General features: G+C 64.3%; 27 protein-coding genes. 17 read left to right on the forward strand and 10 right to left on the reverse strand.

Going from position 1 to position 20,246, the window contains the following annotated elements; all coding sequences use genetic code 11:
- Positions 1-30 precede the first annotated feature (30 nt).
- Positions 31-1,080: a mechanosensitive ion channel family protein gene (locus ACOZ4H_RS13050; RefSeq protein ID WP_424329686.1), complete on the forward strand. Its 1,050-nt coding sequence runs from the start codon at positions 31-33 to the stop codon at positions 1,078-1,080.
- Here the strand turns inward: ACOZ4H_RS13050 and ACOZ4H_RS13055 are convergent.
- A complete protein-coding gene (locus tag ACOZ4H_RS13055) occupies positions 1,050-1,496 on the reverse strand; it encodes a universal stress protein (RefSeq protein ID WP_424329687.1) in 447 nt (148 codons plus the stop codon). The two genes, ACOZ4H_RS13050 and ACOZ4H_RS13055, sit on opposite strands and share 31 nt — an antisense overlap.
- A gap of 32 nt (positions 1,497-1,528) precedes the next feature.
- Positions 1,529-2,887: a bifunctional metallophosphatase/5'-nucleotidase gene (locus ACOZ4H_RS13060; protein WP_424329688.1), complete on the reverse strand. Its 1,359-nt coding sequence runs from the start codon at positions 2,885-2,887 to the stop codon at positions 1,529-1,531.
- Positions 2,888-2,959: 72 nt separating this feature from the next.
- Between ACOZ4H_RS13060 and ACOZ4H_RS13065 the strand changes: the two genes are divergently transcribed.
- From ACOZ4H_RS13065 to ACOZ4H_RS13090, 6 genes are all read left to right on the forward strand, one after another.
- Positions 2,960-3,199, forward strand: a complete 240-nt coding sequence (locus ACOZ4H_RS13065) for a DUF5816 domain-containing protein (RefSeq protein WP_424329689.1) — start codon at positions 2,960-2,962, stop codon at positions 3,197-3,199.
- A 192-nt stretch (positions 3,200-3,391) separates the two neighbouring features.
- Positions 3,392-3,724 carry a DUF7116 family protein gene (locus ACOZ4H_RS13070; RefSeq protein ID WP_424329690.1) on the forward strand — a complete coding sequence of 111 codons (333 nt, stop codon included), beginning with the start codon at positions 3,392-3,394 and terminating at the stop codon, positions 3,722-3,724.
- 24 nt (positions 3,725-3,748) lie between these two features.
- Complete coding sequence (locus tag ACOZ4H_RS13075; RefSeq protein ID WP_424329691.1) at positions 3,749-4,282, forward strand: mechanosensitive ion channel domain-containing protein; 534 nt, start codon at positions 3,749-3,751, stop codon at positions 4,280-4,282.
- A gap of 66 nt (positions 4,283-4,348) precedes the next feature.
- Entirely contained in the window at positions 4,349-5,263 is a 915-nt protein-coding gene (locus ACOZ4H_RS13080; protein ID WP_424329692.1) for a metal-dependent hydrolase, read from the forward strand.
- 60 nt (positions 5,264-5,323) lie between these two features.
- Positions 5,324-5,944: a hypothetical protein gene (locus tag ACOZ4H_RS13085; protein ID WP_424329693.1), complete on the forward strand. Its 621-nt coding sequence runs from the start codon at positions 5,324-5,326 to the stop codon at positions 5,942-5,944.
- Positions 5,941-6,600 carry a hypothetical protein gene (locus tag ACOZ4H_RS13090; protein ID WP_424329694.1) on the forward strand — a complete coding sequence of 220 codons (660 nt, stop codon included), beginning with the start codon at positions 5,941-5,943 and terminating at the stop codon, positions 6,598-6,600. Before ACOZ4H_RS13085 ends, ACOZ4H_RS13090 begins: the two co-directional genes overlap by 4 nt.
- Before the next feature lie 188 nt (positions 6,601-6,788).
- Here the strand turns inward: ACOZ4H_RS13090 and ACOZ4H_RS13095 are convergent, their stop codons facing one another.
- Positions 6,789-8,117, reverse strand: coding sequence for a DUF7282 domain-containing protein (locus tag ACOZ4H_RS13095; protein WP_424329695.1), 1,329 nt, complete (start codon positions 8,115-8,117; stop codon positions 6,789-6,791).
- A gap of 635 nt (positions 8,118-8,752) precedes the next feature.
- Here ACOZ4H_RS13095 and ACOZ4H_RS13100 point away from each other — a divergent pair.
- On the forward strand, positions 8,753-8,953 hold the full coding sequence (locus ACOZ4H_RS13100; protein WP_004516608.1) for a dodecin: 201 nt from the start codon (positions 8,753-8,755) through the stop codon (positions 8,951-8,953).
- Here ACOZ4H_RS13100 and ACOZ4H_RS13105 read toward each other — a convergent pair whose 3' ends face one another.
- Both ACOZ4H_RS13105 and hisD read right to left on the reverse strand, forming a co-directional pair.
- Positions 8,954-9,328, reverse strand: coding sequence for a HesB/IscA family protein (locus ACOZ4H_RS13105; protein ID WP_004516609.1), 375 nt, complete (start codon positions 9,326-9,328; stop codon positions 8,954-8,956).
- Between the two features lie 99 nt (positions 9,329-9,427).
- Positions 9,428-10,699 carry a histidinol dehydrogenase gene (hisD, locus tag ACOZ4H_RS13110; RefSeq protein WP_424329696.1) on the reverse strand — a complete coding sequence of 424 codons (1,272 nt, stop codon included), beginning with the start codon at positions 10,697-10,699 and terminating at the stop codon, positions 9,428-9,430.
- Positions 10,700-10,776: 77 nt separating this feature from the next.
- On the opposite strand from hisD, the gene ACOZ4H_RS13115 reads away from it, so the two are divergent.
- The gene (locus ACOZ4H_RS13115) at positions 10,777-11,700 is read left to right on the forward strand and encodes a hypothetical protein (protein ID WP_424329697.1); all 924 of its coding nucleotides are present in this window, start codon (positions 10,777-10,779) and stop codon (positions 11,698-11,700) included.
- Between the two features lie 29 nt (positions 11,701-11,729).
- Here ACOZ4H_RS13115 and ACOZ4H_RS13120 read toward each other — a convergent pair whose 3' ends face one another.
- From ACOZ4H_RS13120 to ACOZ4H_RS13130, 3 genes are read right to left on the reverse strand one after another with little or no spacing between them, the layout of a single operon-like run.
- Positions 11,730-12,911, reverse strand: a complete 1,182-nt coding sequence (locus ACOZ4H_RS13120) for a redox-regulated ATPase YchF (protein WP_424329698.1) — start codon at positions 12,909-12,911, stop codon at positions 11,730-11,732.
- Positions 12,912-12,957: 46 nt separating this feature from the next.
- Entirely contained in the window at positions 12,958-14,067 is a 1,110-nt protein-coding gene (locus ACOZ4H_RS13125; RefSeq protein WP_424329699.1) for a Gfo/Idh/MocA family protein, read from the reverse strand.
- Positions 14,064-14,270, reverse strand: a complete 207-nt coding sequence (locus tag ACOZ4H_RS13130; protein WP_424329700.1) for a hypothetical protein — start codon at positions 14,268-14,270, stop codon at positions 14,064-14,066. The genes ACOZ4H_RS13125 and ACOZ4H_RS13130 overlap by 4 nt, the downstream gene beginning before the upstream one ends.
- A gap of 102 nt (positions 14,271-14,372) precedes the next feature.
- On the opposite strand from ACOZ4H_RS13130, the gene ACOZ4H_RS13135 reads away from it, so the two are divergent.
- Positions 14,373-14,753, forward strand: coding sequence for a CBS domain-containing protein (locus ACOZ4H_RS13135; protein WP_004516615.1), 381 nt, complete (start codon positions 14,373-14,375; stop codon positions 14,751-14,753).
- A gap of 31 nt (positions 14,754-14,784) precedes the next feature.
- Here ACOZ4H_RS13135 and ACOZ4H_RS13140 read toward each other — a convergent pair whose 3' ends face one another.
- Complete coding sequence (locus tag ACOZ4H_RS13140) at positions 14,785-15,498, reverse strand: TIGR00266 family protein (RefSeq protein ID WP_424329701.1); 714 nt, start codon at positions 15,496-15,498, stop codon at positions 14,785-14,787.
- 94 nt (positions 15,499-15,592) lie between these two features.
- Positions 15,593-16,561 carry a sugar phosphate isomerase/epimerase family protein gene (locus tag ACOZ4H_RS13145; RefSeq protein ID WP_424329702.1) on the reverse strand — a complete coding sequence of 323 codons (969 nt, stop codon included), beginning with the start codon at positions 16,559-16,561 and terminating at the stop codon, positions 15,593-15,595.
- A 143-nt stretch (positions 16,562-16,704) separates the two neighbouring features.
- On the opposite strand from ACOZ4H_RS13145, the gene ACOZ4H_RS13150 reads away from it, so the two are divergent.
- The 7 genes from ACOZ4H_RS13150 to ACOZ4H_RS13180 all read left to right on the forward strand — a co-directional run bounded on the left by ACOZ4H_RS13150 (position 16,705) and on the right by ACOZ4H_RS13180 (position 20,203).
- Positions 16,705-17,577, forward strand: coding sequence for a 3-hydroxyacyl-CoA dehydrogenase family protein (locus ACOZ4H_RS13150; protein WP_424329703.1), 873 nt, complete (start codon positions 16,705-16,707; stop codon positions 17,575-17,577).
- The gene (locus tag ACOZ4H_RS13155; protein WP_424329704.1) at positions 17,574-18,173 is read left to right on the forward strand and encodes a DUF2391 domain-containing protein; all 600 of its coding nucleotides are present in this window, start codon (positions 17,574-17,576) and stop codon (positions 18,171-18,173) included. Before ACOZ4H_RS13150 ends, ACOZ4H_RS13155 begins: the two co-directional genes overlap by 4 nt.
- A 72-nt stretch (positions 18,174-18,245) precedes the next feature.
- Positions 18,246-18,425 carry an HVO_2753 family zinc finger protein gene (locus tag ACOZ4H_RS13160; RefSeq protein ID WP_004516620.1) on the forward strand — a complete coding sequence of 60 codons (180 nt, stop codon included), beginning with the start codon at positions 18,246-18,248 and terminating at the stop codon, positions 18,423-18,425.
- 2 nt (positions 18,426-18,427) lie between these two features.
- Complete coding sequence (locus tag ACOZ4H_RS13165; RefSeq protein WP_004593354.1) at positions 18,428-18,694, forward strand: elongation factor 1-beta; 267 nt, start codon at positions 18,428-18,430, stop codon at positions 18,692-18,694.
- A 113-nt stretch (positions 18,695-18,807) separates the two neighbouring features.
- Positions 18,808-19,098, forward strand: coding sequence for a 50S ribosomal protein L21e (locus ACOZ4H_RS13170; RefSeq protein ID WP_004593356.1), 291 nt, complete (start codon positions 18,808-18,810; stop codon positions 19,096-19,098).
- The gene (locus tag ACOZ4H_RS13175; protein ID WP_424329705.1) at positions 19,095-19,451 is read left to right on the forward strand and encodes an RNA polymerase Rpb4 family protein; all 357 of its coding nucleotides are present in this window, start codon (positions 19,095-19,097) and stop codon (positions 19,449-19,451) included. Before ACOZ4H_RS13170 ends, ACOZ4H_RS13175 begins: the two co-directional genes overlap by 4 nt.
- A 179-nt stretch (positions 19,452-19,630) precedes the next feature.
- Positions 19,631-20,203, forward strand: a complete 573-nt coding sequence (locus ACOZ4H_RS13180; RefSeq protein ID WP_424329706.1) for a DUF655 domain-containing protein — start codon at positions 19,631-19,633, stop codon at positions 20,201-20,203.
- The last annotated feature ends 43 nt before the right edge of the window (positions 20,204-20,246 follow it).

The raw sequence follows: 20,246 nt of genomic DNA on the forward strand, positions 1-20,246 counted from the left end.
CTTATCTCGTGGCGGGGTCGAATCCCTGTCATGCGTTTTGGCCCTGTCTGGCCGTTGCAGACACCCACTCCGACACCGACCGAAACCGCGACGGAAGTGGCAACCGACATCGGCGGGCTGTTGCCCTTCGATATCCCGATGTGGGTAGTGAACATCGGGGAATCCCTGATTGTCATCGGACTGGCAATCGTCGTTTCCAGGCTTCTCGTCCGCCTTCTCGGTCGACGTGTCGCTCAGCAGTTCCGGCGGCCAAGTCTCACTCGAACGGCGCTGCGCGGCATCCGCGCCAGTGTGTATATCTTCGCGTTGTTGACGATTCTGAACATCTACGGCTTGCGACTGACGGACATCGGTCTGTCCGTCGCTATCTTCTCGGCCGTGGTTGGTGTCGTGCTGGCACCGATCCTCGGGAGCCTCATCTCCGGCATGTTCCTGCTGGCCGACCAGCCCTACGAGATCGGTGACATGATCGAACTCGTCGACACTGGTCAGCAAGGGTTCGTCGAGGACATCACGCTCAGACACACGAAGGTTTTCACGCTCGACAATACGTTTCTCGTCATTCCCAACGGGGAGATTCGCCAGCGGGACGTTGTCAACTACTCGGCGGAGGACTCACGGACACGGCTTTCGCTCGACGTGTTAGTCACCTACGAGAGTGACATCGCCGTCGCGCGGAGCCTCATCGAAGCGGCGGCCCGAGAAGTCGACAACGTCATCGCCGGCGGGCCGGACATCCGCGTCGGCGCGGCCCGGTATCCCGCCTCGCCGACGGTGTATATCAACAACTTCGCCGACCACGGCGTGTTGCTGACACTCCGGTACTGGGTGACTGAACCGTACAAACTGCTCGCTGCCCGCTCGAAGGTCCAGACGAACGTCTGGCGGCGGCTTGAGGACGCTAACGTCGAAATCGCCTACCCGCACTCACACCTGTACTTCGACGACACCAGCGGGGAAATGAACGTCTCACTCAACAACGGGCTGGGCGGACTGGACGGCGTTGATCGGCCCCACACGGCCACCGGTGACTCGCCCGTCCCGCCACGTCAGGACCCCGACGACCTCGCCGACGAGTGACGGTTGGACTGGGCATCCGGCTGGACCGTGACGATTTCGCAGTCGAGTTCCTCGCGGAGAAACTGTTCGACATCGGGGTCGTCGACCAGCCGCCGGATCATCTGTCGCCAGCGGCTCACCTGTTTGCTCCCGATGACGACGATATCGGCGTCCTGTGCGGCGACCTCGTCAAGGATCGTTTCTTCGACGAGCATCCCCGACCGGACGACGTACCGCGTCCGTGGGACGTGACCGAACGACTGCTCGACGGCGCGCTTGAGTTCTGTTCGGTCGACCCGGTGACTGTTCTGGTACAGATTCACGTGTAGGACGGTGAGGTCCGCGTCTTCCTCGTCGGCGATCTGAATGGCCTCCGCAAGCGTGGCTCGGGAGTTCTCAGAGAGTGGGTATCTGACCGGAACGACGACCTGTGGCATCGGCGGAACGTACCGTGTCGAGGTTTAAATCGCTAGCGACGGATGAGTCGCCCGTCGACGGCCGGGGCGATATCCGTTTCGCGGACGTAGTCGGCCAACGCCTCGTACTGTACGTCGGCGACGCTGACCCGGTGAGACTCGGTCAGAACCGGAAACTCCCGCTCGGTGTAGTAGAGGTAGTTGCTCGTCGCGAGCGTGTACGTCTCGGTGTCACGGACTGGTCGCCCGTCGACCCGCAGTCGTTCGATGGTCTGCGTGTCGACGTTCCAGACCAGTTCGACGCCGCTGAGGTGGGCGTGCCACCAGTCCGGTTCTCCGAACTCGACCTGTCGCCCGCTGCCCTGTCGGCACAGCGTCCGAAGCTCCTCGCCCGTCAGTTCGGCGACGGTCAGGGGTTCCTCGAAAGGGACGACAGAAACCATATCCGCGACCGTCAGCGCCCCGTCCAGCGGGACCGTGTCGTTCCGGAGGCCACCGCTGTTCTGGAGGCCCACGTCCGCACCCGTCGCCCACCGGTACGCGTCCGCAACGAGGTTGCCGAGCCGGCACTCGCCGCCGTAGGTCGTCGCCCGGCTCCGGTCCAGCGGTTCCGTAACGTGCCCGATAATCTCGTCGAGTCCCGCCGCAGAGAGTCTGTCCTCGATAGCCTCCGCGACGCGGTCGTCGACGGGACCGTCGGCAGTCTCGCGGAACTGCGCAGTCGGTTCCGGCCCGCCGAGGTCGACCTCGACGACGGTCTTGCCGTTTGCGCCCGGTCTGGTGAGCAGCGTACCGGCGACGCAGTCGATGCGGCGCTCGTGGACGTGCCCGCCGAGAATGACGTCCACGTCGCAGGTGCGGGCCAGTTTCTCGTCAGTACGCCCTAGATGGGAAAGCACGACAATGACGTCGGCCCCATTCTCTCGAAGCGCTGTGGCTGCCTCGGCGACGGCTTCGATAGGGTCCGTGAACGTCAGCGTCGTCGCCTGTGGATTGGCCGAGGCCGTGTCGGGGTCGGTCACGCCGACGAAGCCGAGCTGTTGCCCGTCGACGGTCCGACTCGCCCACGGCCGGGTCAATCGTCGGGCGAACCGCTCGCCGTCCTCTTCGGCGTTCGCAGTCAGCCACGCCTGTGGGGACCTGGCGATGATGTCCCGCGTCGCGTCGAGCCCGTGGTCGAAGTCGTGGTTGCCGGGGGTCTCGAACGCGGGTGTCAGCGCGGTGAAGAGGTCCAGCGACTGCTCGCCATCGGTGACCAGCGACAGCACCCCCGGCCCGGTGTTGTCCCCGGTACCGACCACCAGCGCGTCCGGGCCGTCGGCGGCGGCCACTGTCCCCGCAAACCGCCCGATTCGTTCGGGTGTATCGTACGCTTTCTCCACGTCGGAGTAGTGGATGATCCGGGGACTCACACCCACAGTGCAGGGGGACCAGCCACTAATGGTTTCCGCAGTGATTTAGCCGCTGGCCCGTCATGCGTACGTATGGACGCACTCGAAGGTCCCGACGGCGAGACGCTGTACGTCGACAGGAGCGACGGCGACATCGGCACGAAAGGCACGTTTCACGTCGTCTACCGCGACGCCGACCGCGAGCGGCGCTGGGGCTACTTCTGTAGCAACTGCGAGACGTTCAACAACGCCATGGACTCGATGGGACGCATCCGCTGTAACGACTGTTCGAACCTCCGAAAGGCCGAGGAGTGGGACGCCGCTCACGAGTAACAGTCGGGTCCGGGCGGTCGAACTGTCCTGTCGCCCTGCCTTGTCGCTGGGTCGAATCGGCCACCGAGAGGACCTGTTATCTCCGTTTCCACCGACGCCGCCGCTCATTCCATAGTCGTTTCCCCCGGGCGAACTGTCAGCTTCGTGGCTAGTGGGAACGTTTATCAGATAGCCAGTGGTACTGGCTCTCAGATGGGGGCCGTTACCACATCACTCGACGAGCAGGCCCGGTCGATATTCGATGATCTCGGATACACCGTGTCGCGCACTGGCACCGAACTGCGAGCGGAACGCAACTGGCGCGTCGTCACTGTCTCAGTGCTCGACTCGCAGGACCCGATCCCCGAGGGCGGCGACTTGCGCTGTTTCGTCACACGTACGGGCGAGGCAACGCACCTCAGCCGCCGACTCAATCGGCAAGACGTATCGTACGACTGGGCCGTCATCGGGATCACCGAAGACGGGGACTACGAGGTGGTCCGTCACCCCGGCGACACAGCCACGTCGGCTGACGCCAACACTTAGGGGGCTCTCCGTCCACCATCCGGCGTGCAAGTCGGTGTCATCAATCGAGCGCTCGAACAGCTAGTCACGAACGTCGTCGACGCGCTCCCGCGCCTCATAACCGGGTTCGTCTTTCTCGCGGTCGCGGCGGTGGGTGTCAAAGCCATCATGGTCGTCGTACGGGCCGTTCTGAAACGGTCGCTGCCCGGCGAGTCACCCGTCTATCGACAGTTTCTCGGGGTCATCGTGCTCGTGTTCCTGTGGTTCGGCGTGGCGCTATCCTTCCTCTCTATCGTCGGCCTGACCGCCATCGCCGCGTCGCTGGGCACGGCGACCGGATTCCTCGCGCTCGGCGTCTCCTACGCGCTCTCGGAGATGATCAAAGACGCTGTCGCCGGCGTCTACCTCCTCCGCGACCCCGACTTCAACCCCGGCGACACGATCAAAGCCGGCGACACCACCGGCGAGGTGGCTGCCATCGAACTCCGGAAGACGCGGTTCCGGGTCGACGGCGATACTGTCGTCAGGGCTAACGCGGCCATCGAAGAACGCTGGACGAAAGTCGATTCCGGATCCTGAACGGGTCGAGACGCACGATATCCCTTCACACGTGGTGTTTAAGCCTATCGCCACCGTAGCCAGCGTATGTTCGTCGGGCACGCACTATTTGCGTTCGCCCTCGGAGCCCTCGCCGCGCGGTGGCTGGGGCTCTCCCGCGAGCGGGCGGTCCAGTTGGCCGTCATCGCCGGCCTGTTCGCCGCGGTTCCCGACGTCGATATCGTCTACGCCCCCTTCGGGCTGCTCGTCGGGGCCGCCGAAAATCTGACCGCGGACGGCTTCTGGGAGACCGCGAACGTCGTCCACCGCGGACCGACGCACTCGCTCCTGCTAGGGGCGGCACTCGCCGCCGCGGCCGGCCTCTGGGCTACCAACTCGCGGGCTGCCCGGATCGGATCGCTGTCCATCGGCGTCGCACTGACAGTTCTCACGGGCGTACTCAGCGGTCCCATCGCGGGGCTCGTGATGCTCGTGTTCGTCCTAGCCGTGCTTGCCGTCGCCACAGTCGCACAGTCCCGCGAGCTCAGCCCCCGGGCGGTGACCGGGCTGGCGCTACTGGGGCTACTTACCCACCCGTTCGGTGACCTCTTCACCGGCGGCCCGCCCCCGTTTTTCTATCCCTTCGACGTGACGCTCGTCGCCGAGCGGGTGATACTCCACCCCGATCCGACGACGCACCTCCTGGCGGCGTTCGCTATCGAGCTCGCGACGGTCTGGCTCGCCGTGTGGACGTACGTCCACCTCCGCGGATACACGCTGACCGAACTCGTCCGTCCCCGGGCAGCGCTGGGAATCGGCTACGGGGCGGCCGTCCTGTTCTTGCCCGCACCGACGCTCGAACGGTCGGCGCACTTCGTGTTCAGCGTCCTCGCACTGGGCGTCGTCGGAGCGCCGACCCGGCCGTTCAGTGACGGCGTCGACTGGCTGGAGACGGTCGTGACGGGGCTGGCGGCAGTGACAATCGCCGCGCTCGCGTATGCCATGGCGTATGGCGCTATCTGAACAGCCCACGGCACCGGTATCGGTCGATAAGGTTTTTCCAGTCGCGACTCACCAGGCAATATGAGCCGAGACGTAGCGCGGTTACTCCGGGACAGACGCGTCAACGCCCTCGCGGCGTGGTGTATCGTCGCGATGCTCGCCGCTGTTTCGGGGACAAGTGCTGTCCAGGCCGACCTGCTGTGGGCCGGCTTTGCGGCCGCCGTCGCAGCACTAGCGCTGTTTCCACCAGTTCTTCTGCGCAACCGGTACGCCATGCTCCCCTGGGAAATCCTTTTGCTTGCGGCATCGCCCGTCGTCGGCCGTCTGTTTGCGACGCTTTCGATGACCGGCAATCTCGCGACCTACCTCTCGGTTGCCGCCATCGCGCTCATCATCGCCGTCGAACTCCAGCTCTTTACGCCCGTCCGGATGACGCCACGGTTCGCCGTCGTCTTCGTCGCCATCACCACGATGGCCACCGCCGGCGTCTGGGCGGTCGTCCGCTGGGTGGCCGACCAGTTTCTCGGAACCACCTTCATCCTCGATCCGACGGTGTCCGAGCACGTCATCGAGGAAGCGGTGATGTGGGAGTTCGTCGCATCGACCATCGCCGGTATCGGCGCTGGCGTGGTTTTCGCGTACTACGTCCGACAGCAGGCCGGGACCAACCGCGTCCCCGAGGAGGTCCGGCCAGACGTATGAGGGTCCGTGACCGCCTCCGGATCAGCACGGCGACGCAACAACTGCTCTCGCGAGCCCTGTCACTTGCACTTATCGGGCTTCTCGGGGTCGGGATCGAGCGGGGCAACGTCGGCATCATCGTCAATTCGACCGTCGCCATCCTCGTCACGCAACTCCCGGCGCTGCTGGAACGGGACTACGGCATCGCACTCGACCCCGCGCTGACGCTGTGGATTACGGCGGCAGCGTTCTTCCACGCACTCGGCACCGTCGGCCTTCCCGGGGCCGAGGCAAACTTCTACGTGACCATCTGGTGGTGGGACCACCTCACCCACGCCCTCTCGTCGTCGGTCGTCGCCGCCGTCGGGTACACGACGGTTCGCGCGCTCGACGAGCACACATCCGAGATTTCGATTCCCCCGCGGTTCATGTTCGTGTTCCTCCTCTTGTTCGTGATGGCCTTCGGCGTGTTCTGGGAGGTCATCGAGTTCTCGATCACGCTTGTCGCCTCGGCCACCGGGAACGACACGATTCTGACACAGTTCGGGCTCGGCGACACGATGCTCGATCTCGTGTTCGACGCGATCGGTGCCATTCTCGTGGCAATCTGGGGGACAGCATACCTCACCGGCGTTGTCAGTCACGTCGAGACGTTGCTCGACCGTCAGTCTCAGTGACCTGTCCGCGTTTCAGACGTGTCACCTGCAGTCCCGAACACCGCACCGACGAGAATCGACAGCTCCCTGGGTTGGAGCGGTCCGCTACGTCGTGAACGGAGGCGCGCCTCGCTGCGCTGAGGGGCTGTCCGGGGCTGCCGGCGGTTCCCTTGCCTGGCGGGCTCTCGAATCGGGCCCCCGGTACGGGTCTACGCTTCTGACTCCGTTGGTTCCTCTGTCTCGGTTGGTTCCTCAGTCTCAGTCGGTTCTTCCGTCTCGGTTGGTTCCTCAGTCTCAGTCGGTTCTTCCGTCTCGGTTGGTTCCTCAGTCTCAGTCGGTTCTTCCGTCTCGGTTGGTTCCTCAGTCTCAGTCGGTTCTTCCGTCTCGGTTGGTTCCTCAGTCTCGGTCGGTTCTTCGGTCGGCGGCTCCTCACCAGCTGCCTCTACCGTGATGAGCGCTGACTGCCCGAAGTCGCGGGTGAAGGCGCTGTGGATGTACGTTCCCGGACTGATGCCTGTCGCGTCGACCTGGAACTCGACCGTCGAAGTCTCTCCGGCGGTGAGGGAGACGTCCCGTGCCTCGATGAGAGTGCCCTGGAACCGGAACTCGACGGGCTGTTCGCTGGCGAACGCATTGGGATTGGTTACAGTCGCGTTCACCGTGAACTCGCTTCCGGCGGTGACAGTATCAGGAGCCTCGAGGTCCGTCACCTCGAAGGACTGGACTTCGTCGACGACCTGGATCTGTGCCGGTGCTCCGTCTGACTGGGTGTACACGCCGTGGAAGTACGTTCCAGTTTCAACAGACGACGTGTTGAGGCTGTAGGAGACAGTTGTGGAGTTCCCACCCTCGAGTTCGACCTGGTCGCGAACTACCGCGTTACCGTCGAACCGGAACACCACTTCCTGTGTGTCTGTCTCGGTGTTCGGGTTCGTCACCGTCGCGTTGATGATCACCGTGTCGCCCTGTTCAGCACTCAACGGTGCCGAAAGGTTCGAGACGGTGTAGGACTCGCCTTCTACTTCCTCTTGTTCGACAGTGACGTTGGCCGTATCGGTGACTGCTGACCCATCCGACACGTAGGGGCCGTCAGCCGCGCCGTCAGTGGCCACGAAGTCGTACGTCTCGTTGGCGTTCGTATCGCGGTGTGGCATCGCGATCAGCGTATCGTTTTCCGACAGTTCGCTGCGGTCGAACTCCGCACCTGGGACGTCGAACAGCGTAACTTCCACGTTGTCGTGCTCGCCTGGTTCGAGGTACTCACTCACTCCGATTACGCTCCCCGCGACGTTACCCTCGAACAGGCTGCTGTCGTGAATCGCGACAAAGCCTCCGTCAGAGACGTTCACCGAGTCGACGGTGACAGTCGTGCCCGCAGTCGTCTGGTCGGAGAACGTGACCGTCGCGGCCCCGGCATTCCCCGCGTTCCCAGCCTCTTGCAGGGATGCACCGCCAGCTAACCCCAGTGCAATTGTTGACGATACTAACAACAGCAGTACCATCGAGACTGCTGTGAGTTTACTGGTCTGTGTGTGCATTCCATTCGATTGAAGTGTCACACTGGCTAATAATGCGATAATTCTTCACAGTTTTACATAACAGTTCGTTTGGGTTACTGACGTAGCCAACTATTACCCCGGTAGTAGGGTAGGCGAGACGCTCAAACAGTGACAGGCCACAGCAAGTATTACCGAGGTAGCTGATCCCTCTGGGCTCCGGCCACAATCGATGAGAGTTCGGGTAATCGGCTCCTCGTCAGCTTGTACGGCAACTGTTACGACGCGAGAACCGGGGGTCGTCGCGGAGAATGGTCAATTTAATGTCTGATTTCGGAACCTGGGCAGTGTTGACTGCACCCAGGCGGCTACCCTACCGAGATACAGAGTCCCAAAGTCGATCTTTTTTCGGCTGCTCAACCGGCACAGACGTCTCGGGGGAACCCACACTAGGGTTTGCAATAGCTATGACGGGTCAGATATTTCTGCGGAAAATAAAAGATGGGTGGGTATTTCGGGAATCGAAGTCATGTCGAAATTAAACCTCTCCCGGCAAGTGATACGCCATCTAGCTCTGTATTCCTCGCCAAATTATATCAGTTTTCGAATAGACGGTTCACACAGGGCATCCGCAATTGACGGCGGAAGCTGCCCGACACAACACGGTGCATCCATCCATGGTATTCAAGAAGATCACACTCATCGGGACCAGTTCGGAAAGCTTCGACAAAGCCGCTGACGACGCCATCGAGCGTGCGGAGGCGACACTGGACAACCTCAAATGGGTCGAGGTGGAGGAACTCGGCGTCGAAATCGCCAGCGTCGAAGGCCGCGAGTACCAGGCCGAAGTCGTCGTGGCGTTCGAACTCGAAGAGTAGCTACGTCCGGAAGGACTCGCCACAGCCGCATTCGCTGACCACGTTCGGGTTCTGGACGTGGAACCCAGCCCCCTGCAGGCCACCCTCATAGTCGAGGACCGACCCCTCGATGTAGTCGATACTGGCGTCGTCGACGAACACGCGGAGCCCGTTGCGCTCGAACACCTCGTCGTCTTCTTCGGGTGCATGTTCGAATCGCATCCCGTACGAGAGTCCGGCACAGCCGCCCTGCTGGACGTACAGGCGAAGCCCGGATTCTTCGACGTCCATTCCCTCGCTTTCGAGGAGGTCCAGTGCCTCTCCCGCTGCCTGCTCGGTGACGGCTACGTCCTCGCCTCCGAGGTTCGGATCGCCGTCGTCCGCTGTGCTGCTCATACACTTACGTGGACGCCCGAACGTGTTAACAGTGACGCCGATGGGACCGCTCGGAGAGATACGTCCTGAGTTGACCTGCGAGAAAGTCCAGGAACCGGTTTACTCCTCGAACCGTTTGCGGACGCTCTCGGCGTGGGCTTCCAGCCCTTCGGCTTCGGCGAGAGTCGTGATCGTGTCCGAAATATCGCCCAGCGAGTCCTCCGAGAGACGCTGGACAGTCGTCGACCGGACGAACGTGTCCACGGAGAGGCCGCCGGTGACCCGCGCGTTGCCGCCGGTCGGGAGGACGTGGTTCGTCCCGGTGGCGTAATCGCCGGCGGCGACTGGGCTGTACGGGCCGAGGAACACGGACCCAGCGGAGGGAATTCGCTCCAGCAACGCCTCGTCGTCGTCGGCCTGAATCGAGAGGTGTTCGGCGGCGTACTCCTCAGCGAAGAGAACGGCTTCGCTCATCGAGCGAGCGAGCAACACGCCGGAGGCGTCGTTGTCGAGCGCACCGCGGATGACGGCTTCGCGCTCGCGACCGTCAGCCTGTTCGTCGACGGCGGTGGCGACCTGGTCGGCGAGGCCTTCGTCGTCGGTGACGGCGACAACGGAGGCGTTCTCATCGTGTTCGGCCTGTGCGACGAGGTCGGCCGCGACCAGTTCCGCGTCCGCGTCGCCGTCGGCGACGACCATGATTTCTGAGGGGCCGGCGAGGAAGTCGATGGCAACGTCGCCACGGACCTCGGCCTTCGCCGCTGTGACCCAGCGGTTGCCGGGGCCGACGACGATGTCCGTCGCGCTGACCGTCTCGGTCCCGTAGGCCAGCGCCGCGATGGCCTGTGCGCCGCCGACCTGGTAGACGGCGTCAGCGCCAGCGACGTGGATGGCCGCCAGCGTTACGGGGTTGACCTCCTCGGCCGGCGGGGTGGCGACGGCGACGTGTTCGACGCCGGCGACCTTCGCCGGGATGACACCCATCAGCGCGCTGGAGGGGTAAGCCGCCGTGCCACCGGGCGCGTACACGCCGGCGCTGTCGAGCGGCCGGAACCGCCGACCGAGTTCGCGCCCCTCGAAGTCGTCGCGCCAGTCCTCGGGGACCTGCCGCTCGTGGAACGCGCGGATGTTCGCCGCGGCGTCTTCGATGGCCTCGCGCACGTCGTCGTCGATTTCCTCGTAGGCTCGCTCGGCGGCGTCCGTGATGTCGATGTTTCCCACCGACACGTCGTCGAACTCCTCGGCGAAGCGCCGCAGCGCCACGTCGCCCTCCTCGTGGACCTGCGAGACAATATCGCGCACGTCGTCTCTAACGGCGTCGACGCCGGCGTCGCGGTCGAAGAAAGCGGCCCGCTCGTCGGGCCCAAGGTCGGCTATCGTCCGTACGTTCATACACCTGGTTCGGGGCGGGGTAAAAAACGGGTTTCCCTTCTCGTCACCGTTTTCCGGCACTCGGACATACACCGCCTATGGCCTCACTCGACGACCACCGTCGCCGGACGACCGACCTCCCCCCAGCGACGACCGAGTATTTCGCGCCCGAACTAGCGACTATTGATAGCTATCTGGAGACAGTCCCACCGACTATCGACACAGCGGCCGGCGACGCCGCAGTCGGCCCGATACACACCCTCCCGTGGTTCTACGTGGCCGACCTGACCGGCTGGCGCGGCGGCACACTTGCACGACTGCTAGCCGCAGAGCAAGACGCCGCCTGCTACGAGCTCTCGGCTGGCGCTGCGGACGCGCTGCCGGCCCTGTGGTCTCTCATCGACAAGAGCGGTGACGGTCCCGTCGTGCTCCACCTGGAACTCCAGGGCGAAAGCGGGCGGATTCCGCGGACGCTGCGGGAGGCGCTCCGGCGAGGGTACGAGCACATCCCTGACGGCTGGGACGAGCCGGTGCGCGGCGAGCCGGCGAACCTCCACGTCGTCTTCACCGATACGAACCCCTCGAAGCGACTGGCTGCGCCACTCCCCGCTGCAACCACGCCCACCACCGGTGCGGTCCTATCGTATGCGCCTCGCCGGAGTATGCTCCCGGAACAGCCCGACGGGACGACGATGCTCCCGGACCCGCCGGCGCTCCACGACCGCGAGGCCGAACTGGAACAGTTCCTGCTGGCCGCGTTGGCTGACTACGGCGACGACGCCAGGGAGCAATACGTCGACCACGCTGTCGAGATCCTGTCGATAACCCACTCGCTCATCGGGAAACGGGACCTCCTGTTCGACGTGTCGCCGCGGCTGGCGCTGAAGTACGGAAATCTGCTGGACAGGCTTTCAGTCGGTGCGGCGACGGAACGACTCGGACGCGACGTGCTCGGGCAGGTGCCACAGAGCCCCGGGAGCGAAGACATTCGGGCGACGTTACAGGACTTGCTGCCGGAGTAAGAGTGAGAGAGTGGTCGTGAGCCAAGCGCTCAGTTCGCGTCGCTGACGATTTTGATGACCGCCCCCTCTTCGAGTTCCGTTTCGTCGCTGATGCGCCGGTTCTCGCGGGCGTCGACGGCGTGGATGTAACCGTCGCCGATGTCGGAGTGGACGGCGTAGGCGAGGTCTTTCGGCGTCGCGCCCCGTCGGAGCAGAAACGCATCAGGGAGAACGTTCCCCTGGCCGTCGGTCCAGTGCGTCTCGTTCTGGACGGGATAGGCCGTGAAGTGGTCCAGCAGATCGTAGACGGCGGTGTCAAGAGCGCCCTGGACACCGGTCCCGCCCCACTCTTCCATCACGCCGCGGATGCGGTTCAGCCCCTCCCGTTGCTGGTCGCTCACGTCGCCGACGATGTCGAAGTCCGGGTCGCCCGGGTCGTAGTCGATGACCCCGGCCTGCGCGGCGTTGCGCAGTGCGAGTTCGCCGTCGGCCGTCGCGGGCACGACCACGTCGGCGGCCGCCTGCAGGGCCTCGATGTTCCCCTCGGGGGCGATGTCGGCCTTGTTCGCGACGACGACGAGCGGCTTCGTCCGCTGGCGGATCTCCGTCGCCAGCGCCTCGCGGTGTTCGTCGGTCCAGGCGATAGGGTCCTCGGGGTACTCAAGATCCCGCAGCGTCCGCGCCACGTCGAGCTCGGAGGCACCGACACCGGCCAGCATATCCACGAGTGACTCGTCGAGTTTGAAATCCGGCGAGCGGGACTGGCGCTCGATGGACTCCCAGTTTCGCTCGACGATGCTGGCGAGCCACAGGTCCATCTCCTCCTCGACGAAGTGAACGTCCTCGACGGGGTCGTGCTCGCCGACCTCGACCGGTTCGCCCTCGGAGTCGGTCCCGCCGGAGGCGTCGACGACGTTGAGAATCACGTCGGCGGTCGACAGCTCGTCGAGGAACTGGTTGCCGAGGCCGCGGCCCTCGTGTGCGCCGGGGACGAGGCCGGCCACGTCGATGAGTTCCACCGGGACGTAGCGCTTGCCGTCCCGGCAGTTATCGTCGCCACAGCGTTCCTCACGGTCGAGACAGGGGCACTCCGTTCGGACGTGGCTGACCCCGCGGTTGGCGTCGATGGTCGTGAACGGGTAGTTCCCCACGTCCACGTCGGCCATCGTCGCCGCCTTGTAGAAGGTAGACTTGCCGGCGTTCGGTTTGCCGGCCAGCGCGATAGAGAGCATGCCAGGCCCTACCAGTGGCCGCCGAAAGGGGGTTTCGGTTCGCGGCCTATAGACTGACCCACTCGCCGCGCTCGTCGCTTTGCTCGACAGCGTCGAGGACCCGCTGTGCGGCGAGCCCGTCGGCGAAGGACGGCTCCTGTTCGCCACCCTCGGCGACGGCAGTGAGGAACTCGTAGTTCTCGTGGACGAACGTGTGCTCCCAGCCGATGACGTGGCCCGGGGGCCACCAGTGGTCGACGTAGGGGTCGTCCGCATCGGTGACGAGCACCTGCTGGAAGCCGCGGTCGCCCTCGGTGAGCACCTGCAGTTCGTTCAGCCGCTCCAAATCGAACTTTATCGCGCCCTTCGACCCCTCGATTTCGACGGTGTGGGCGTTCTTGTGGCCGTTGGCGACGCGGGACGCCTCCAGCGTTCCCATCGCGCCGTTCTCGAACGCGATCTGGGCGCTGTAGGCGTCGTCGACGGTCACCGGGCGCGTCTCGTCGCTTCCCTCTACGGGGCGTTCTTCCGTGAACGTCCGGAGGTGACCGCTCACGTCCGTTATTTCGCCGGCGGCGTCGCCGAGCAGGAACCGGGCTAGATCGACCGTGTGGGAGCCGAGGTCACCGAGCGCCCCGCTTCCGGCCATCTCCGCGTCGTTGCGCCAGGACCACGGCGCGTCGGGGTCGACCAGCCAGTCCTGGAGGTACTGCCCGCGGAAGTGGTGAATCTCGCCGAGTTCGCCGTCGGCGATGAGCCCCTTGGCGTACTGGATGGCCGGGACGAAGCGGTAGTTGAACGCCGCGCCCGCGGGCACGTCGGCGTCGGCGGCGGCCGCTGCCATTTCTTCGGCCATATCGAGCGTGGGCGCGAGCGGTTTCTCACAGAACGTCGGCGTCCCGGCCTCCAGCGCTGCGATGGACGGTTCGGCGTGGACGTGGTTCGGACCGAGGTTGTAGAACACGTCCACCTCGTCGACGACGTCCTGCCAGTCGGTCGCGGTCCGGTCGAAGCCGAACTGGTCGGCCGCGTCGGCCAGCGCGTCCTCGTCGCGGCCGACGAGCACGTCCTTGTTGACGGCGGGCGCTTCGGGGAAGAACATGGGCAGGCGGTCCAGGGCGTTCGCGTGGGCCTTGCCCATGAACCGATAGCCGAGCATGCCGATGTCGAGGGTCATGCTGTCACCCCACTACCGCGAACGAACGCAGTGAGTGAGCGGCCTTTTTCGCCACCGAAAGACGCGCTGCGCTCGTCTTTCGAGCCTTGCTTCGCTCCGCTCAGCAAGACCGCGTTTTTGCCGCGAGTGGTGGCCGCAGGCCACCCGAGCGGGAAAAAGGTGGCCGTGAACCGATAGCCCAGCATACCGATATCCAGTGTCATGCACGGCTGTTCACCCGGAGCCGAAATAACGCTCAGGGTGACGGCAGGACGGCGGGCCGCCGCGAGGGAAAAGACAAAACCCGATGCGCGCGTTGACCCTGCATGGCCACTGAAACGACTGTCCGCATCGAGGACATCATGTCGACGCCGTTAGAGACGATTTCCGCAGACGAGACCGTCAAAGCGGCCGCGACCCAGATGCAAGCCCAGAACATCAACGGCATCTTCGTCCCGGGGGCGCAGGCGGGCATCATCACGACCACCGATATCGTCGACGCCGTCGCGGCCGGGAAGGACCTCTCGACGGCGACCGTGGGCGACGTGATGACGTCGCCGGTCGAGCGGGTGACGACCTCGCTCGAACTGGGCGAGGCCGCCGCGATGATGACGACCTACGACATCAAGCATCTCCCGGTCATCGACGAGCATCAGGACTACGTCGGCATGGTGTCGTCGACGGATATCACGCAAGCACTCTCCTGAACGCGGCTGTTCTCCAGCGGACTTCCGACAGTCAGATGAAGTCGTCCAGACCGGACGCGTCACCGTCGTTATCACCCGTCCCGGGCAGCGCGTCAGCGATAGCCGAAGTGAACGAGTCGAGACCGCGCGTCTGATACCAGACTGTTCCGGGACCGGTGAAGTCCATCACGAGCCCCTCCCCGCTGAGTAACGTCGACTTCAGCCCGCCGACGCGGTGGGCGTCGAAGTTGACTGACTCCTCCCAGGCGACGACGTGATCGTTGTCGATTGTGTAGGACTCGCCGGCGTCGAGTTCCACGGTCTCCAGCCCACCGAAGGCCTCGATGAGGACGTTTCCGGTCCCCTTTAGCGCCAGCGGCGTGATGCTCGCGCCGGCCAGCATCGATTTGATACCGCCGAACTCGGAGTCGATATCGATGTCGGGGTCGGACGCGAGGAACGCCCCATCGACGGCGTACAGCGTCTCGCCGGTGAGTTCGTGGTGGTGGACGTCACCGGGCGTGGGCGGCGCGAGGGTCAGGGTGCCCGAACCGCCCTGCGCGGTGAACTCGTTTGCGAGCAGCGACTCACCGCCGAGCATCGACTTCGCGGAGCTGAGGAGGCCGTCCCGGCTGGTCGTCGTCTCAATTTCGATGGTCGGCGAGTGGCTGACCATCGCGCCGGGTTCCGCGAGTATCGATTCGCCGCTGTCGAGAATAACGCGGACGTGCGTGTACGAGGGCTTGTGTGTGAGTTCGATGTCCATGTAGTGTCACTGGATACGGTAATCCAATCGGAATATCTCACAGACACTATATAAGCATAAGTGCCGCAAAAAGTCCCGCTATCGCTCGTATCGGTCACTCAGCCCAGTAGGCGTCGCCGGGCTGGGTCTCGAAGACGGCGCGGTCGAGCACGTCGACGGCCTTCTCCAGTCCCTCGCGGGCGCTGGTGAGTGAGTCCTCGTGCTCGATGGAGAGCGCGCCGTCGTAGCCGACCATCCGCAGCGTCGACACCACGTCTTTCCAGTGGGACTCGTCGTGGCCGTAGCCGATAGAGCGAAACAGCCACGACCGGTCCGGTTCGTCAGTATACGGTGCAGTGTCCAGCACGCCCTTCTCGCGGGCGTTTGACTCGTACACCTTCGTGTCCTTGGCGTGGAAGTGGTGGATGGCGTCGTGCTCGCCGAGCAGGCGGATGGCCTCGGTCACATCGATGCCCTGCCAGTACAGATGCGACGGGTCGAAGTTCGCGCCGATTCGGTCGTTCGTCCGCCGGCGCAATTCCAGCAGGCCGCGGGGCTCGTACACCAGCATGTTGGGATGCATCTCGATGGCGACATCCACGTCGTGTGCGCCCGCGTGAGCCGCGAGGTCCGACCAGTACTCGTCGGCGACGCGCCACTGGTACTCGTGGGCGTCGGCGTGTTCGGTCGGCCACGGCGCGGTGATCCAGTTCGGCACTTCATCGTCGGGGCCACCGGCAGGCAGTCCGGAAAAGCCCGTGACGGTGTTCACGTCGAGCTGGTCGGCCAGCCGGATCGCTTCCCGGAGTTCCATATCCGCCTCAGCGGCACGCTCGTCGTCGGGATGGAGCGGATTGTTGTGGGTCGCCAGCGCACTCACCCGGAGGTCGTGCTCGTCCAGGAGCGCCCCGAGTTCGGCCTGCTTCTCCTCGTTGTCGAGGTACGCCTGCCGGTCGAGGTGGTCGCCGCCGGGGAAGCCGCCACACCCCAACTCGACCGCATCGACACCCAGGTCGCTGAGATACGCCAGCGCCTCGTCAAGTGACTGTCCGCCCAGGGGAACTGTCAGTACGCCGATGTCCATGGCCGGCGATACAACCGGTGTTGAAAAAAACGTACTGGCGTTGCCACTGTCGATCCGTCCGCCCAGCCGCAGTGCGGACCGAAGATAGGGCCACGACAGACCACGGCGTAAAGGCTTAACCCGGGGCGTACAGTGGTTCAGTCATGATTGTGGCCGTACTTGGAACCGGACGGCGGGGGCAGGATATCGCACAGCGATGTGTCCGTGCGGGCCACGAGGTACGTCTACGGGGGACGGATGCGACGGACGTGATGGACCGCGTCGACGAGATCCGGCACGCACTCAACGGGGATGTTTCGGCCGGTATCGACGGAACCACCGGACTCGAAAGTGCCGTCAGCGACAGCGATGTCGTCATCGACGCAACCGATGGCGATACGGACGGCCACCGGGAAGTGGTCGCCGAAACGGAGACGATGGTTGAGGCCGAGACGCTCATCGCCGTCAGCGATACGTCGCTGTCGGTGACTGCAGTCGCGACCGGCCTGCGGAGCCCGGACCGGGCCGTCGGCCTCAACCTCGTTGACCCGCCGGACGGCGCTATTGTCGAGGTGGTCATCGCCGAACAGACGACGGCGGAGACCCGGGACCGAGTCACTGACTTCGCCGAGAGCCTGGACGCGTCGCCGGTGGTCGTCCGCGACACGCCGGGGTTTGCCGCCCTACGCCTCGAGCTCGCTACCATTGCCGAAGCGGTTCGGATGGTTGAGGACGGCGTCGCCGGGATTCGGGATATCGACCGCACGTTCGAGCGAGGGGATCCGGATCGCGACGGGCCGCTCGTCCGTGCCGACAGGCACGGGCTTGAAACGGTGCTTACGGCACTAGAAGACCTCGCCGAGCGGCTGGACGAGCGATTCGAGCCGCCAGCGTTGCTCCGTCGGAAAGTCGAAAACGGGCAACTCGGCGCTGTCACCGGCGAGGGGTTCTACGTCTGGGAGGAGGGTACCCCGACGGCCGGTGCCGATCCGGACCCGGACGTCCCAACGCGAGATAGCGAGCCCGAGTTCAGATGAGCAAACACGAGAACCCACCGGCCGAACTGGACACAGAGGACGACGAGTTCGCGAACCTGTTCGACGAACTCCAGGAGCTGGAACAGCTCGTCGACTCCGAAGACGAGCGACGGCAGGTCCGTGACGCGATGCGCGCGGCCGCGGATTCCCAGGACCACGAGCCAGCGACCTTCGGCCGGGTCGTCTGGGGCTTCGGCCGGTCCGACCTCGCGGAGGCGCTGCTCGGCTCGCTGCTGTTCGGGATTCCCATGGCCGTCGAGGGCGGGACAGTCGACGCCGGACTGCACATCGCTCAGCACCCGCTATACCTCGTCGCGACTATCGCCATCGCAATCGGCCTAGTCGTCTCGATTCTGTACGTCGCCGACTTCCAGGACGTGCGGGTGGCGAACCCGATTTTCGGACTTATCCCGCGGCGGCTCGTCGGCGTCACCGGGACGGCGCTCGTCGTCTCCGTCGCGCTGCTCACCGGCTGGGGACTGGTCGAGTGGTCGGCCGACCCCGCAGTCGTCTACGAGTCGGCCTGCATCTGTGCCGTGGCGTTCGTCCCGATGGCAATCGGCGCTGCGCTCGGGGACATCCTGCCCGGGAACTAGGGCCATGGCAGTCACTCGCGGTGGCGGTCGCGTTTGGCAATCGTTAAAAGCCGCGGTCGGATACGGAGTGGTATGAGCGAGAGCCAACAGAAACAGGCGCGCAAGTGCGTCTCGTGTGGCATCAACATCGCCGGCACGAACGCCGCCGCGTTCAAGTGCCCGGACTGTGGCCAGCAGATCTACCGCTGTGCCACCTGCCGGAAGCAGAGCAACCTCTACAAGTGCCCGGACTGCGGCTTCATGGGACCATAACAATGGGGAAAGTAGCAGCCAAGATCAAGGTCATGCCGGAGAGCCCCGAAGTCGACCTCGACGACCTGCAGGAGCGTCTCGAGGGCGTGCTTCCGGAAGGAACGAAGATCAACGGGTTCGAGCGCGAGGACGTCGCGTTCGGCCTCGTCGCGCTGACGCCGACAGTCATCGTCCCTGACGACACCGGCGGGACGGAAGCCGTCGAAGAGGCCTTTGCGAACGTCGATGACGTCGAGTCGGTCTCCGTCGAGAGCACCGGTCGCCTGTAGTCGACTCGCCGCTGTAGTTTTCCACTCGGGTCCGTAGCGACTGCAAGAGCGTGACCAGCGACGGCCGCGGAACGCACGTTTTATTAGGGCGACCGGATTAGCGAGGAGCAAGAATGCCTAGTTCAAACGGACCCCTCGAAGGAACACGAGACAAGCTCAAGAACAAGCCCCGCGACCGTGGCACCTCGCCGCCACAGCGCGCCGTCGAAGAGTTCGACGACGGCGAGAAAGTCCACCTCAAGATCGACCCGTCCGTGCCCAACGGGCGCTTCCACCCGCGGTTCGACGGCCAGACCGGAACCGTCGAAGGGAAGCAGGGTGACGCGTACAAGGTCGACATCGTCGACGGTGGCAAGGCGAAGACCATCATCGTCACCGCTGCGCACCTGCGCCGGCAAGAATGACGATATTCAAAGAAAAAGTCAGTGAGGAGTTCCTGACGGTCGCGGAGACCAAGGAGATACTCGAAGACCTCGAGATGGAGCGGGCGGCCGAGGAGGACCGCGAGATGCGCTACGAGCTCAAGCGGGCTATCGAGCACGTCAACCGCTTTGCCGTCCTCGACCCCGAGGAGTCGCTGCAGCTGGTCGAAGACCTCGAACAGCTCGAAAAGGTCGATACGCCGACAGCCTACAAGATCGCGAACCTGCGGCCGCTGGACCGCGACGAGCTCCGCGCCGTGTTCGCCCAGGAGCGGTACACGCTCGACGGCGACGAACTCGACGAGATTCTCAACATCGTCAAGCAGTACGCATAACGAGGACAATCGTCAGTTCGGTTGTTTACCGCTCTATCTCTGATTTCGTGGCGACCAGCCGCGCGAGCGATATTCACTGTCCGCTGCCGCTGGACCGAGAGTGAAGATAGCGATGGCGCTCCGTGTCGCGGTTCGGGGCATCCACCGGCATTAAGTGTGCTCTGCTCGTACTGCCTGACATGACTGAATCGGAGAGCGGCGGCGACACTATGATGGCGGCTGTCCTCGATGTCCTCCCGCACGGACGGCCCGGAGACGACCGGCCACAACACCAGAAGGAGCCGCTTGCGTACGCCCTCGATGTCGAGGAGTTCTATATCTACGAGCTCCAGCTCGATGACAAGGACGTTGACATCGCGTTCGGCGACCGCGTGGATCTGACGGAGTTCGGCCGCGTGACGGAAGTCGAGTTCGAAGACATCCCAAGCGGCGCTCGCTCCGAGCTCGACTACGCCGTCGAGGAGATCGTCGAAGCGAACGAACAGCGGTTCGTCGACTTCTACAACGACGCCCAGCCGATCACGCTGCGGCTCCATCAGCTGAACCTCCTGCCGGGCATCGGGAAGAAGCTCCGGAACACGATTCTCGACGAGCGAAAGCGGAAACCCTTCGAGAGCTTCGAAGACCTCGAAGAGCGTGTCAGCGGCCTCCACAGCCCCAAAGAGACGCTGGTCGAGCGGATACTCGAAGAGCTACAGGACGACGACCTGAAGTACCGGCTGTTCGTCCGGCGCGAGGAACAGTCATCGTAACACTATCGGCGGCAATCGGCTGAACTTACAGCCACCAGTATAA

Origin of the sequence: Haloarcula amylolytica (assembly GCF_049705545.1) — an archaeon.
Lineage (GTDB): Archaea > Halobacteriota > Halobacteria > Halobacteriales > Haloarculaceae > Haloarcula > Haloarcula amylolytica_B.

Excerpts from the sequence above, each read along its gene's own strand:
- ACOZ4H_RS13050 (WP_424329686.1), top strand. The coding sequence starts at position 31 with ATGCGTTTTGGCCCTGTCTGGCCGTTGCAGACACCCACTCCGACACCG.
- ACOZ4H_RS13055 (WP_424329687.1), bottom strand. The coding sequence starts at position 1,496 with ATGCCACAGGTCGTCGTTCCGGTCAGATACCCACTCTCTGAGAACTCC.
- ACOZ4H_RS13065 (WP_424329689.1), top strand. The coding sequence starts at position 2,960 with ATGGACGCACTCGAAGGTCCCGACGGCGAGACGCTGTACGTCGACAGG.
- ACOZ4H_RS13070 (WP_424329690.1), top strand. The coding sequence starts at position 3,392 with ATGGGGGCCGTTACCACATCACTCGACGAGCAGGCCCGGTCGATATTC.
- ACOZ4H_RS13080 (WP_424329692.1), top strand. The coding sequence starts at position 4,349 with ATGTTCGTCGGGCACGCACTATTTGCGTTCGCCCTCGGAGCCCTCGCC.
- ACOZ4H_RS13085 (WP_424329693.1), top strand. The coding sequence starts at position 5,324 with ATGAGCCGAGACGTAGCGCGGTTACTCCGGGACAGACGCGTCAACGCC.
- ACOZ4H_RS13090 (WP_424329694.1), top strand. The coding sequence starts at position 5,941 with ATGAGGGTCCGTGACCGCCTCCGGATCAGCACGGCGACGCAACAACTG.
- ACOZ4H_RS13095 (WP_424329695.1), bottom strand. The coding sequence starts at position 8,117 with ATGCACACACAGACCAGTAAACTCACAGCAGTCTCGATGGTACTGCTG.
- ACOZ4H_RS13100 (WP_004516608.1), top strand. The coding sequence starts at position 8,753 with ATGGTATTCAAGAAGATCACACTCATCGGGACCAGTTCGGAAAGCTTC.
- ACOZ4H_RS13105 (WP_004516609.1), bottom strand. The coding sequence starts at position 9,328 with ATGAGCAGCACAGCGGACGACGGCGATCCGAACCTCGGAGGCGAGGAC.
- hisD (WP_424329696.1), bottom strand. The coding sequence starts at position 10,699 with ATGAACGTACGGACGATAGCCGACCTTGGGCCCGACGAGCGGGCCGCT.
- ACOZ4H_RS13115 (WP_424329697.1), top strand. The coding sequence starts at position 10,777 with ATGGCCTCACTCGACGACCACCGTCGCCGGACGACCGACCTCCCCCCA.
- ACOZ4H_RS13120 (WP_424329698.1), bottom strand. The coding sequence starts at position 12,911 with ATGCTCTCTATCGCGCTGGCCGGCAAACCGAACGCCGGCAAGTCTACC.
- ACOZ4H_RS13125 (WP_424329699.1), bottom strand. The coding sequence starts at position 14,067 with ATGACCCTCGACATCGGCATGCTCGGCTATCGGTTCATGGGCAAGGCC.
- ACOZ4H_RS13130 (WP_424329700.1), bottom strand. The coding sequence starts at position 14,270 with ATGACACTGGATATCGGTATGCTGGGCTATCGGTTCACGGCCACCTTT.
- ACOZ4H_RS13135 (WP_004516615.1), top strand. The coding sequence starts at position 14,373 with ATGGCCACTGAAACGACTGTCCGCATCGAGGACATCATGTCGACGCCG.
- ACOZ4H_RS13140 (WP_424329701.1), bottom strand. The coding sequence starts at position 15,498 with ATGGACATCGAACTCACACACAAGCCCTCGTACACGCACGTCCGCGTT.
- ACOZ4H_RS13145 (WP_424329702.1), bottom strand. The coding sequence starts at position 16,561 with ATGGACATCGGCGTACTGACAGTTCCCCTGGGCGGACAGTCACTTGAC.
- ACOZ4H_RS13150 (WP_424329703.1), top strand. The coding sequence starts at position 16,705 with ATGATTGTGGCCGTACTTGGAACCGGACGGCGGGGGCAGGATATCGCA.
- ACOZ4H_RS13155 (WP_424329704.1), top strand. The coding sequence starts at position 17,574 with ATGAGCAAACACGAGAACCCACCGGCCGAACTGGACACAGAGGACGAC.
- ACOZ4H_RS13160 (WP_004516620.1), top strand. The coding sequence starts at position 18,246 with ATGAGCGAGAGCCAACAGAAACAGGCGCGCAAGTGCGTCTCGTGTGGC.
- ACOZ4H_RS13165 (WP_004593354.1), top strand. The coding sequence starts at position 18,428 with ATGGGGAAAGTAGCAGCCAAGATCAAGGTCATGCCGGAGAGCCCCGAA.
- ACOZ4H_RS13170 (WP_004593356.1), top strand. The coding sequence starts at position 18,808 with ATGCCTAGTTCAAACGGACCCCTCGAAGGAACACGAGACAAGCTCAAG.
- ACOZ4H_RS13175 (WP_424329705.1), top strand. The coding sequence starts at position 19,095 with ATGACGATATTCAAAGAAAAAGTCAGTGAGGAGTTCCTGACGGTCGCG.
- ACOZ4H_RS13180 (WP_424329706.1), top strand. The coding sequence starts at position 19,631 with ATGACTGAATCGGAGAGCGGCGGCGACACTATGATGGCGGCTGTCCTC.